The organism is Amycolatopsis sp. FU40 (genome assembly GCF_021903635.1).
GTDB classification, from domain to species: domain Bacteria; phylum Actinomycetota; class Actinomycetes; order Mycobacteriales; family Pseudonocardiaceae; genus Amycolatopsis; species Amycolatopsis dendrobii.
In genome coordinates, this window is the sequence record NZ_CP091381.1 from 9245802 (window position 1) to 9257700 (window position 11899).

Annotated in this window: 12 protein-coding genes; 9 read left to right on the forward strand and 3 right to left on the reverse strand. The window is 69.3% G+C overall.

The genetic code is table 11. The features are described from left to right. The first annotated feature begins 218 nt into the window (after positions 1 to 218). The 6 genes from L3Q65_RS43850 to L3Q65_RS43875 all read left to right on the forward strand — a co-directional run bounded on the left by L3Q65_RS43850 (position 219) and on the right by L3Q65_RS43875 (position 5377). Complete coding sequence (locus tag L3Q65_RS43850; RefSeq protein ID WP_182892361.1) at positions 219 to 1121, forward strand: ABC transporter ATP-binding protein; 903 nt, start codon at positions 219 to 221, stop codon at positions 1119 to 1121. Further along, complete coding sequence (locus tag L3Q65_RS43855) at positions 1118 to 1852, forward strand: ABC transporter permease (protein ID WP_182892360.1); 735 nt, start codon at positions 1118 to 1120, stop codon at positions 1850 to 1852. The genes L3Q65_RS43850 and L3Q65_RS43855 overlap by 4 nt, the downstream gene beginning before the upstream one ends. 54 nt (positions 1853 to 1906) lie before the next feature. Continuing rightward, the gene (locus L3Q65_RS43860) at positions 1907 to 2554 is read left to right on the forward strand and encodes a hypothetical protein (RefSeq protein ID WP_237598272.1); all 648 of its coding nucleotides are present in this window, start codon (positions 1907 to 1909) and stop codon (positions 2552 to 2554) included. After that, positions 2547 to 2852, forward strand: coding sequence for a transcriptional regulator (locus L3Q65_RS43865; protein ID WP_116205832.1), 306 nt, complete (start codon positions 2547 to 2549; stop codon positions 2850 to 2852). Before L3Q65_RS43860 ends, L3Q65_RS43865 begins: the two co-directional genes overlap by 8 nt. 1 nt (position 2853) lies before the next feature. Then, positions 2854 to 4173, forward strand: a complete 1320-nt coding sequence (locus tag L3Q65_RS43870) for a DNA polymerase IV (protein ID WP_237598273.1) — start codon at positions 2854 to 2856, stop codon at positions 4171 to 4173. Between the two features lie 79 nt (positions 4174 to 4252). Then, a complete protein-coding gene (locus L3Q65_RS43875) occupies positions 4253 to 5377 on the forward strand; it encodes a CapA family protein (RefSeq protein ID WP_370648243.1) in 1125 nt (374 codons plus the stop codon). A gap of 229 nt (positions 5378 to 5606) precedes the next feature. On the opposite strand, the gene L3Q65_RS43880 is transcribed toward L3Q65_RS43875, so the two are convergent. Both L3Q65_RS43880 and L3Q65_RS43885 read right to left on the reverse strand, forming a co-directional pair. Continuing rightward, a complete protein-coding gene (locus L3Q65_RS43880) occupies positions 5607 to 6629 on the reverse strand; it encodes a family 2 encapsulin nanocompartment cargo protein polyprenyl transferase (protein ID WP_237598274.1) in 1023 nt (340 codons plus the stop codon). Then, the gene (locus L3Q65_RS43885; RefSeq protein ID WP_182892355.1) at positions 6626 to 6916 is read right to left on the reverse strand and encodes a hypothetical protein; all 291 of its coding nucleotides are present in this window, start codon (positions 6914 to 6916) and stop codon (positions 6626 to 6628) included. Before L3Q65_RS43885 ends, L3Q65_RS43880 begins: the two co-directional genes overlap by 4 nt. Before the next feature lie 230 nt (positions 6917 to 7146). Here L3Q65_RS43885 and L3Q65_RS43890 point away from each other — a divergent pair, with 230 nt between their 5' ends. From L3Q65_RS43890 to L3Q65_RS43900, 3 genes are all read left to right on the forward strand, one after another. Next, positions 7147 to 7908 carry a hypothetical protein gene (locus L3Q65_RS43890; RefSeq protein WP_182892354.1) on the forward strand — a complete coding sequence of 254 codons (762 nt, stop codon included), beginning with the start codon at positions 7147 to 7149 and terminating at the stop codon, positions 7906 to 7908. A gap of 3 nt (positions 7909 to 7911) precedes the next feature. Then, entirely contained in the window at positions 7912 to 9177 is a 1266-nt protein-coding gene (locus tag L3Q65_RS43895) for a hypothetical protein (protein ID WP_237598275.1), read from the forward strand. 90 nt (positions 9178 to 9267) lie between these two features. Further along, positions 9268 to 10833: an esterase-like activity of phytase family protein gene (locus L3Q65_RS43900; protein ID WP_237598276.1), complete on the forward strand. Its 1566-nt coding sequence runs from the start codon at positions 9268 to 9270 to the stop codon at positions 10831 to 10833. Positions 10834 to 10839: 6 nt separating this feature from the next. On the opposite strand, the gene L3Q65_RS43905 is transcribed toward L3Q65_RS43900, so the two are convergent. Next, the gene (locus L3Q65_RS43905; RefSeq protein ID WP_182892351.1) at positions 10840 to 11853 is read right to left on the reverse strand and encodes an autoinducer 2 ABC transporter substrate-binding protein; all 1014 of its coding nucleotides are present in this window, start codon (positions 11851 to 11853) and stop codon (positions 10840 to 10842) included. Between the last annotated feature and the right edge of the window lie 46 nt (positions 11854 to 11899).

The following is an 11899-nucleotide window of genomic DNA, read 5'->3' on the forward strand; positions in this document are numbered from 1 at the left end:
GGCGGCCCGGAAAGTCGTGCCGGGATCAGGACAGGCGGCGGCGGGCGAAGATCGTCATGAATCCGGACGGTAGTGCGGCTGGTCGCGGGGAGCAACCGGATTAGCCGGCATAGCCGCCAGGCACTTGCCACGGTGAACGACTCGGCATCGCCCACTACTTTTCAACACAACCAACTTTGTGTTACAAAGTTCAGGACAGCGAAGCACTGGGGGACGAGATGACGGAAGCGTTCAGGCTGACCGGCCTGGTGAAGCAGTTCAAGCAGGTCCGCGCGGTCGACGGCGTGTCGATGACGGTGCGGCGGGGCGAGGTCGTCGCGCTGCTGGGGCCGAACGGCGCGGGCAAGTCGACCACGATCGACATGCTGCTGGGGCTCGCCTCGCCGGACGAGGGGAGCGTGCGGGTGTTCGGCGGTGCGCCCCGGGCGGCGCTCGACTCCGGGCGGCTCGCGGCGATGGTGCAGAACGGGTTCCTGCTGCGGGACGTCACACCGGCCGAGCTGGTCGAGTTGCATCGGTCGATGTTCGAGAATCCGCTGCCTGCCAAGGAGGTTTACGCGCGGGCCGGGATCGGGGAGTTCGCCAAGCGGCGGTGCGGGAAGTTGTCCGGCGGGCAGCTCCAGCGGGTCCGGTACGCGCTCGCGCTCACCGGCGACCCGGAGCTGCTGATCCTCGACGAGCCGACGGCGGCGTTGGACGTCGACGCGCGGCGCGAATTCTGGGCGTCGATGCACGAGTTCACGGCGGCTGGGAGGACCGTTCTGTTCGCGACGCACTACCTCGCCGAGGCGGAGGACTACGCGGACCGCGTCGTACTGATGCGGCACGGGAAGGTCGTCGCGGACGGCGCAGTCGACGAGGTGCGCGCGAATGTGTCCGGGCGAGTGATCAGGGCAGTCGTACAGGGCGCCCGTCCGGAAGCCTTGGCCGCGCTCGACGGGGTCGCCAGTGCACGCGTACAGGGCGATCGTACGGAACTGGGCTGCACGGACTCCGACCTGGCGATCCGGGCGTTGCTCGCGGCGTTTCCGCAGGCCAGCTCGATCGAGATCACCTCCGCGGGGCTGGAGGAAGCCTTCCTCGCCCTCACCTCCGACGAGCCGCAGGGAGCGCTCCGATGAACCTCGTCTACCTCCGGCTGGAGATCCTGCGCATCGTCCGCAGCCCGCAGTTCGCGTTGTTCACCATCGTGGTTCCGCTTGGCATGTTTCTCCTGTTCGGCGGGTTGTTCGGCGATCAGGTCGGGCCGGACGGCATCAAGGCGAGCGTCACCACGATGATCAACATGGGCGCGTACGGCGCGATGAGCGGCGCGTTGTTCACCGGCACCCGCGTCGCGACCGAGCGGACGGACGGCTGGCAGCGGCAACTGCGGCTCACGCCGATGCGCGGGCCCGGCTATCTCGCGGTGAAGATCGCGTCCTCGATGGCGATGGCGTTGCCCGTGGTTCTGGTGATCTTCGTGGCTGGTGCGTTGCGCGGAGTGCAGTTGACGCCGGCGCAGTGGCTGCTCAGCGGGCTCTCGTTGTGGCTGGGCGCGCTGCCGTTCGCGGTGCTCGGGCTTCTGCTCGGGTTGTTCGGCAAGGGCGACACAGTCGGCGCGATGACCGGCGCGTTGATGCTGCCGCTCGGCGTGTTCGGCGGGTTGTGGATGCCGCTGTCGATCTTGCCGGAATGGATGTCGGCGCTCGCGCATTTCTTCCCTACGTACTGGCTCGGCCGCGTCGGCACGCTCCCGGTGGATCACGCGGGCGGGCTCGGTCTCGCGGTCGGCGTGCTGGCGGCGTGGCTGGTCGTGCCCGCGCTCGTGGTGGTGCGGCGGTTCCGGCTGGGCCCGGTGAAGGTCGCGTGACGTGTTAGCTTCCGTGCTGCATGAGGGGTCAGTACGGGGGAAGGGCGGTCCGGGGTGAACAACGACGCGGGGGACCCCGTCGAGGACGAAGGCGAGCCGCTGTCCGTGGCGGAATCGCTCGAGCTCATCGCCCGGCAGAACGAACGGACGCGCCGGGAGCTGCGAGTCAGCCCGGCGCGTCTGTTCGCCGTCTGGGCCTTCGCCTGGCTGGTCGGCTGGGGGCTCGTCTACCTCTCCGACGGGCGATCGGCGGCGCTCATGCCCGGCTGGGTCGCGGGGATCGTCGTCGCGGTGCTCATGGTGGGCGCGATCGTTTACTCCGCCTGGCACGGCAGCAAAGGCGGCCGCGGGATTCGCGGGCCGTCGCAGCGGATCGGCGCGATGTACGGCTGGGCGTGGATGATCTCGTTCGCCGGGATGAGCCTGATCGACATCCGGATCACGAAACTCCTCCCCGAAGGCTCGGATCTCGTTCCCCTGCTGTGGTCCGGCACGTCGCTGCTGCTGACCGGTGCGCTCTACCTGGCCGGCGGGACGCTGTGGCAGGACATGCGGCAGTACTTCCTCGGTGGCTGGATCATCGTGTGCAGTGGGGCGAGCGTCTTGGTCGGTGTGCCAGGCAACTTCCTCGTCCTTTCGCTCGCGGGCGGCGGCGGATTCGCGGTCGCGGCGCTGGTCTATGTGGTGCGGCCCCGTGACTGAGCTGCCGGAGCTCGACCCCGTCATCCACGCCCAGGCGCGGCTGCGCGTCACGGTCGCGCTCGCTGGGCTCCGTCCGGCCGACCAGATCACCTTTCCCCGGCTGCAGCAGCTGCTGGAGATGACCGCGGGCAATCTCTCGACGCATCTGCGCAAGCTCGAGGACGCCGAGTACGTCGAGATCACCAAGGCTTACGAGCACCGCACGCCGGTCACGCTCGTGCGGCTCACGAGCAAGGGCCGCGCCGCGTTCGAGAGTTACACCAAGGCGTTGCAACGGCTCCTGGACGCTGGAACCTGACATGTCTCGCTGGGTCGTGCACTTGGACCTCGACGCGTTCTACGCCTCCGCCGAACAGCTCACCCGGCCGACGCTGCGCGGACGCGCGGTGGTGGTCGGCGGTACCGGACACCGCGGTGTCGTCGCCGGGGCGAGCTACGAATCCCGCGAGTACGGCGTGCGGTCGGCGATGCCGATGTCCCAGGCTCGGCGGCTGCTCCCGGCCGGCGGCGTGGTGCTGCCGCCGCGGTTCCGGTTGTACGAAATCTTGAGCAAGCAGGTTTTCGATGTCGTCGGCGAGGTCGCGCCGGTGCTGGAACGGATTTCCCTCGACGAGGCGTTCGCCGAACCGCCCGCGCTGGCTGGTGCGTCGGTCGAGCAGGTGACCGGGTGGGCCGAGGAACTGCGGGCGCGGATCCGGGAGCGGACTGGGCTCACTGCGTCGATCGGGGCGGGGACTGGCAAGCAGGTCGCGAAAATCGGCTCGGATCGCGCGAAGCCAGACGGTTTGCTGGTCGTGCCTCCCGGGACCGAACGCGAGTTTCTGGCTCCGCTGCCGGTGCGCGCGTTGTGGGGGATCGGACCGGTCGCGGAAGCCAAACTGCGCACGATCGGTGTCCTCACCTTGGGCGAGTTGGCGGCGTTGCCCGAGCCGGACGCGGTGTCGACGCTCGGTGGCGTGGTCGGCCGCGATTTGCGGCGGCTGGCGAGCGGATTCGACGACCGTCCGGTCGCGGAACGGGGCGAAGCCAAACAGGTGAGCGCGGAGACGACCTTCGACGTCGACGTGGTCGATCTCGTCCGATTGCGCGCCGAGGTAAGGAAAATCGCGGCTGGTGCGCACTCCCGGCTGGTGAAGGCGGGGCGCGTCGCGCGCACGGTGGTGATCAAGCTGCGGCATACCGACATGAGCACGGTGACCCGCTCCGAGACCACCGCGTCGCCCACCGATGACCTCGAACAGCTTGCCGCTACTGCGGAACGGCTGTTGCTCGACCCGCAGGAGTTCGGCGGAGTGCGGTTGGCGGGCGTCGCGTTCAGCGGGCTTTCAGTGCCGCATCAGGACGCGTTGTTCAGCTTGACCGTGCCCGCCGCGACGGAGGAGCCGGTGGTCACTTCGGCGCCGTCGCCGGGCGGGAGCGCGCCAGTGTCGTCGTCGGGATGGCGCCCGGGCGACGACGTGGTGCATGCCGAGTTCGGCACAGGGTGGGTGCAGGGCGCGGGGCACGGCCGGGTGACGGTCCGGTTCGAGACGCGCACGTCCGGTCCAGGCGTCGCGCGCACGTTCGACCAGACCGACCCGGCGCTGGCTCGCGGACAGCCCGCCGACTGCCTAGCCTGAGCGTTTCCCCTGGTCACGACCGGGGTGTTAACCCACAAGAGTGATGAGGAAGGATGTGCCGGGCAGCCGGGCAAAGGGGATGATCATGACGAACACGCGCCGCGCCGCCGCCCTCGCCGGGGTCGCGCTGATGCTGACGGCGTGTGGGAGCGAAGCCGCCCCGCAACGGTCCTCGGCCGGACCGGCATCGTCGTCGGCGGCCGCTTCGCCGGATTCGTTCACCGTCGTGGCGACCGGGGACGTGCTGATCCACCCTCGGCTCACCGAGCAGGCCGAGGCGGACGGCGGCGGGAAGATCGACTACCGGCAGCTGTTCGCCGGGGTCAAACCGCTGGTGTCCGGTGCGGATCTGGGGATCTGCCACCTCGAAACGCCGCTCGCGCCAGAAGGCGGGCCGTACAGCGGGTATCCGTCGTTCAGCGCGCCGCCGGAGATTGCGGACGCGTTGAAGGACACCGGATACGACACGTGCTCCACCGCGTCGAACCACACGCTCGACCAGGGCGCGGCGGGTGTGCAGCGGACGTTGGACAAGCTCGACCAGACCGGGTTGAAACACACCGGGTCCGCGCGTTCGGCTGAGGAGGCAGGGAAGCCGCTGATCCTGGACGTGCACGGGGTGAAGGTCGCGCAGTTGTCTTACTCGTTCGGGTTCAACGGGATCAAGCGGCCTGCCGGGAAACCTTGGCTGGCCAACGAAATCGACCCCGACGAGATCCTCGCCGCGGCGCGCGAGGCGAAGGCGGCCGGGGCGGAGGTCGTGATCGCGAGCCTGCACTGGGGCGTCGAGTATCAGCATGACGTGACTGCTGAGCAGAAGCAGTTGGCGCAGAAGCTGACGGCGTCGCCGGATCTCGACCTGATCGTCGGGCACCATGCGCATGTGGTGCAGCCGTTCCAGAAGGTCGGCGGCAAGTGGGTGGCGTTCGGGCTCGGCAATGAGGTCGCGCGGCACGACGAACCTCGCGGGTCCACGGAGGAAGGGGTCGCGGCCCGGTTCCGGTTCAGCCGCGCCGGCGGGAAGTGGACGGTGGACAAGGCCGAGTACGTGCCGACGCTGATCGACCTCGGGCCGCCGATTCGGTTGCGCGACCTGACGACTGCGCCGCCGAGCGAGCGAGGAAAGGAAGCGCTCGCGAATACCGACGAGGTGGTGCTTTCCCGGGGCGCTGGGGATGACGGGTTGAGCCGACTGGGGCGGTGACGGTTTCCGGGTCGGTGGCGGCCTAGGGCAGTGGGGGTTGCTGGGCGCTGCGCTGTTGTGCGCTCGATGTTGTGGCGGGCGATGGGTTCGATGCGCTTGTCGTCGCTGTGGGGTGAGCCTTGCGGTGTGCCCAGGGCGATCGTCCTGGGCGGACGATCGGGTTGGGCGGCTGTCTTCGTTGGGCGTTCGCCAGGTTCAAGTTGTTGTCTGGGGCGGACGATCGCCCGAGTCAGTGGTCCCGGCGGGTGATGAGCTGGGCGATCGCGGTCAGTTCGGCCGTTGGCCGGGGGGCTGGGTTGGCGGCGGTCAAGGCGGCCAGCGCGTCGGTGAGCAGTTCGTCTGCTTGGGCGTGGCTCCAAGAGCGGCCCCCGGCTTCGTCGACCAAAGCCGCGGCTTTGGCGAGGCAGTCGTCCGGGAGTGGCTGTCGGTACAGCATTGCCAGTTCCTGTCCGGCTGACGTGCCCGAGGTGAGCGCCGCGACCACGGGGAGGGATTTCTTGCGGCTGCGCAGGTCCGAGTAGACCGGCTTGCCGGTGACTGCTGGGTCGCCCCAGATGCCGAGCAGGTCGTCGACGTGTTGGAAGGCAAGGCCTAGCGATCGGCCGAAGCGGCCGAAGCGTTCGACGTGCTCGCCGCGGCCTCCGACGACCAGTACGCCGAGCGTGCATGCCGCGCTCAGCAGGGCCGCCGTTTTGCCTTGGGCCATGCGGACGCATTCCGCTACTTCGACGTTCGTTCGCTGTTCGAACGCCAGGTCCTCGTGCTGGCCGTGCAGCAGGTCCAGTACCGCGGTGCTCAGCAGGCGGGCGGCGGCTGGGCCGTCGGGGGACAGGACGTCGAAGGCCAGTGCCAGCAGGGAGTCTCCGGCCAGCACCGCTTGCCCGGTGCCGAAGACGGTCCACGCGGTGGGGCGATGGCGCCGGGTGCGGTCGCCGTCCATGACGTCGTCGTGCAGCAGGGAGAAGTTGTGGGCCAGTTCGACGGCCACCGCCGCGGGGATCGCGTCTTCCGGGTCTCCGCCGCAGGCCTCCGCGCACAGCAGCACCAGGGCCGGGCGCAGGGCTTTGCCTCCGGCGGCGCTGGTGGCGGTTCCGGTTTCGTCCCACCAGCCGAGGTGGTAGCCGGCGATCCGGCGCATCGACACGGGCAGCCGGTCGACCGCCGCGCGCATCGCGGGTTCCCAGCGGCTCCGGCTCCAGTCCAGCACCTCGGCCACGGAGCGGGCCCCGGTGCGCGCGTCCACCGTCGTCATCGTTCTTCCGCTTCCGGGCGCAGCACGGCGGCCACAGTGGACAGTGCGGAGGGGCTCGGGACGATCACTGCGAAACCACCTAACGTCGAAAACGCCGGAACCCGGCGGAGCGGTGTTTTCCGGGAGAGGAATGCGAAATCGTAAGCGGCGCCGCGCATCAACATAGCAAGGCGGATGATCTCGACAATCACTCGATCGGGTAACCGCGTCCGATTCACCTGTTTGCCGAAGCTCCTTTTCGGGCATTGCCGGTGCTGTTGTCCGGTCGACAACGAGAGGCGCGTCACCGTGGGTCCGCTGCCGTAACCCGGTCGAGTGCGCACCACCGGTATCCGAGCAATTTTCCCTTGTTGAGCAAGGGCAATCGGGGGTACGCGTGGCCGGGACGCTGCTCCGATCCGGCGAACCGCGCGGGCGGTGGACGGCCACCCGGCTGAATCGCGGGTTTCGCCGTTGTCCGTTCCGGAATCGGCTGGATAGCGTCGGCCAGCGTATTTCCCCGCGCGAAAGGAACCGGATGAACGTCTACGTGACCGGGGTGTTCTGGGTCGTCGGCGCGGCGATCGCGGCCGCGGTGATCGGCTATCTCGTCCGGCGCTTCGGCTGGGACGAGGGCCGCCGCGACAACAACGACGCCGCGGGCCAGGTGTTCACCATCGTCGGCGGGCTGCACGCGGTGCTGGTCGCCTTCGTGCTGATCTCGCTCTTCGACGCCGTCACGGCCACGCGCGAGGGTTCCTACACCGAGGCGGAGGGCCTGGTCGCCGCCACCTGGTCGGCTCAGGCACTGCCCGGCGACACCGGCGAGCAGGTGCGGCGCCTGGCCATCGCGTACGCGACGACGGTGTCGAAGCAGGAATGGCCCCGGCTCGTCGACGACGGGCCGGTCCCGGACACCGGCTGGACGCAGCTCGACCAGATGCGCCGCGTCGTCGCCAGCGCGCAGGCCAGCGACGACTGGACGAACGACCGGAAGAAGGACGCCGCCGCCCAGCTTTGGCAGGTCTACCAAGCCCGCCAGACCCGGCTCACCGGCGCGGAAACCGACGGCGTCGGCTCGGTCATGTGGTTCGCGCTCATCCTCGGCAGCGTCATCTCGATCCTGCTGCCCAACCTCTTCGGCGGCACGCGGATGGCCGCGCACCTGGTGATCGTGTCGACGCTCGCCGGCACGATCGTCCTGCTGCTCTATGCGATTTACCAGCTGCAGAACCCTTATGCCGGCGGCGCGAACGTGCATCCGGACGCGTTCACCTCGGCGATCTCGCGGCTCGGCTGACCGGTGCGAGGTTCCCGGTACCTGACTGTGGTGGCCGCCGCGGCCGCGGTCGCCGGGCTGCTCGTCGCGTCCGGATGGCTGGCTCCGGCTCGCCAGCGCGCGGCCGCGACGTCCTGCCGGGTGCTGCAGGTCGAAAGCCGTGACGGGCAGTCGTCCGACATCGTGCGGTTGACCTTGCCCTCCGGCGCGCGACATCTGTTGCACCACAGTCCGTTCGCGCTGAATGCCATCGCGTATTCGGCCGCGCAGGACGTGACCTACGGCGTCGCCGACGGTCGTTTCCACGACGGCTGGCACGCGGTGCGGATCGACTCCGGAGGTGAGTTGACCGATCTCGGCGCGGTTGGGCGAGAAACGCACCATGGCGTGTGGAGCTGGGTCACTGGCGCGACGGCCGGGGCGATGTCCGGTAGCTCTTGGTACGTGAAGCGGGCGACCAGTCTGTACACAGTGGACGTTGACCCGCACAGCTCCGGTTACCTCACTGCGACCGGGCCGGTGTTGCTGCATCCGTGGTGGCTCGCGTCCGGCGTCGACGATTTCGCATACAACCCGGAAGACGCTCTGCTGTACGGGGTTTCGTCCGCTGCCGAGGGCGCGGTGGTCACGGTGAACCCGGTGAGCGGAACGGTCGCGAAGGTGCCGGGGGAGCAGTTTCCGGCGGCGACTTACGGTGCCGTCGTGTTCGGGCCGGACCACAAGCTCTACGCGACCGCGAACTGGATCGACGGGCGGAGCGTCACGTACCGGATGGACGGCGGTTCCGCGGTCGAGGTGAGCACAGGGCCGCCGTTGGTGATGTCCGATGGCGCCGGGTGTTTGGCGGAACCCCCGCCGCCACCGCCTCCGCCACCACCGCCTCCGTCGTCCTCGACCCCGCCGACGACCTCGTCCTCACCGACCACGACGCCGTCCTCGCCGTCCCCGACCCCGACCCCGTCGAGCTCGGCGAGCCCCACGCCGTCGTCCACCCCGGTGCCCCCGCCGCACCCATCGTCACCACCGTCCTTCCCGCCACCCACGACGCCGAGTCCGGTCACGCCTACCCCTACCCCGCAACCACCGGACGCGATCATCCAGCCGATCCCGATGCCTCAGCCCCCGGCACCGTCGCGCGCAGCCCCGGTGAAGGGCATCCCGAAACCGCCCGAGAAGCGCACGGCGAAAGCACGCGACAACGTCAAGAAGCAGCGACGCTGGGGTGTCGCCGCGGTCCTGCTGATCGTCGGAGGAGGTGCGGTAGCGGCTCGAGCACGGCGCGCTCGTTAACGCGGCGGTCGTCTCGATGACGGACGTTGTCCAACTCGGCCGTCAAGACTCCCTCCGGCGTCGAAACGACGCCAGAGGAGGAGAAAGCCGATGAAACGCGTGAAGATCGGGCTGGTCGCCGGGGCGCTGGTGCTGCCGCTGGCCGCCGCGGGCCCGGCCGAGGCCAAGGGCCGTCCGGACGACCATTACCGGGTGCGGGCCGGGCACACGCTGCAGGTGCGCGGCGACGCGCAGCGCGACGGTGCGGTGGTGCGGCACACCGATCCCGGCCACGGCGCGCTGGCCATCGGCCCGGACGGATCGTTCCGCTACACGCCCGCCGCCGGGTTCACCGGACGCGACACGTTCACCTACACCGTGAGCGACGCGGTCCGGCTGTACCCGACGGACTTGCCGCCGCTCGGCACCGTCGGCGGCGTCAAGATCACCGGCGGCGGGTACGGGTCCGCGCTGACTCCGGTGCCGGGTTCGCGCGACGAGTTCTACGGGCTCACCGACCGCGGGCCGAACGTCGACGCGCCGGACGGGTCCAAAGTGGAGCCGCTGCCGTCGTTCACGCCCGCCGTCGGCAAGTTCCGGCTCAAGGGCGGAAAAGCCGTGCTGGAGCGGAATATTCCGCTGCGCGCGGCCGACGGTTCGCCGTACAACGGCCAGGTCAACACCCTGGCGAACACCGGCGAGACCATCGTGGACCTCAACGGCGCGAAACTGCCCGCGTCGCCGAACGGCTACGACTCCGAAGGGCTCGTCGCGCAACGCGACGGGACATTCTGGGTGTCGGACGAGTACGGCCCGTTCATCACGCATTTCCGTGCGGACGGCCGGGCGATCGAGCGGCTCTCGCCCTTCGACGGTTCGCTGCCGAAGGAACTGAAGAACCGCGTGCCGAACAAGGGCATGGAGGGCCTCGCGCTCACGCCGGACGGCCGGACGCTCGTCGGCATCATGCAGTCCGCGCTGCAGCAGCCGGATCTCACGAAGAAGCCCAGCAAGGTACCCGCGCTGCGGATCGTGACGGTCGACCTGAAGACCCGCGCCACGCACGAGTACGCCTACCTGCTCGACAACCCGGACGAGACCAGCACCGCGGTCTCCGAGATCACCGCGTTGTCCGCGACCCGCTTCCTGGTGGACGAGCGCGACGGCAAGGCCGAGCCGGGCGCGTACAAGAAGCTGTTCGAGATCGACCTGAGCAAGGCGACCGACCTCGGACCGGCGGCGAAGGTGCCAGGCGCGACCTACGACGCGGTCAAGGGCGGGCTGCTCGTCGACGGCGGCAAGAGCATCGAGGCGTACGTCGGCAAGGCCACCACCGCGGAGGCCGCTGACGCGCTGGCGAAGGTCGGTGTGACACCCGCGGCGAAGAAGCTGTTCCTCGACGTCGGCGGCTTGGTGACCGGGCTCGACCCGAGCGGCGGCTTCTTCGGCCACGACAAGGTGGAAGGCGTCGCGACGACCGACGGCGACCGCACCGTGGTGATCAGCAACGACAGCGACTTCGGCATCGACGGGGTTGCGAACTCGACGGCTCCGTACACCCTGCACGCCAAGGCGCAGCCGAATGGCCGTCAGGACGACGGCGAGTACCTGAAGGTGGACATGGCGAAGCTGCCGGCCCGGACGCGCACTCTGACGGTGACCGTCGACGTGCGCTGAGGACCCTCAGTACTTGAACTGATCCACGTTGTTCTGCGTGATCAGCAGGGGATCGCCGAGCAGGACCGTCCGGGTGGCCGCGTCGTAGCGCACCGCGGGGAGCTCCGGGCTCACGTTGTTCCTGGGCTTGAGCGGGGCGTCGGTCGCGAGCTGCTCGGCGGTCCAGGCGGTGAGGTAGCCGAGGGATTCGACGTTCCACAGCACCGTCATGGAGCAGGAACCGTCGACCAGGTACGGCTTCATCGTCTGCGGCGTGCCGGTGCCGACGGTGAAGACCTGGCCGATCTTCTGCTGATCACGCACCGCTCGTGCGATGCCGGGCGTCGCCGTGGTGCACTGCCCGATCATGCCGGTGAGTTTCGGATGCCGGTTGAGGATCTCCTTCGCCAGCTTCGTGGCGGTGGTGGTGTCCTCGTCGGCGTACACCGTCTCGACTAGCTTCGCCTGCGGATAGCGTTGTGCCGCATACGTTTTCTCGGCTTCGATCCAGGAGTTGAGGTTCGCTGCCGCGCGCCCGCACGAGACGATCGCGTACTCGCCGGTCCCGCCGGTCTTCTTCATCAGCGAGTCGACCAGCGCCGAGCCGATGCCCTCGGCCGTCGTCTGGTTCACGAAGACCTCGCGCTGGGAATCGGCGGCGTCGGTGTCGGTGGTGAGCACGTGGATGCCCTTCGCCCGCGCCTCCGCGATCGTCGGGGCCAGCTCCGCCGGATCGTTCGGGGCGACCGCGATGACGTCCACGCGTTCGGCGATGAGCTGGCGCAGGATCGCGGTTTGCGCGGCCGGGTCGACCGACGCCGGCGCGCGGAGGAACCACTTCGCGCCGAGCCGTTTGGCGGCCAGCATGCCGCCGGCGTTCATCGCGTCGAAGTACGGGATGCCGCCGATTTTCGGCACGAAGGCGATTTTCGCCTGCTCGGGGGCCGAGCCGGACAGGACCGGCGAGCAACTGCCCGCCAGCGCCGCCGCGGTCGCCACCAGCGCCGCGCCCAGCACGAGCGTTTTGGTCCGCCCTCGCATCCCCCACCGTTCCCCGGCTATGTGACCTGGCAGCCGAAGGTAGGGC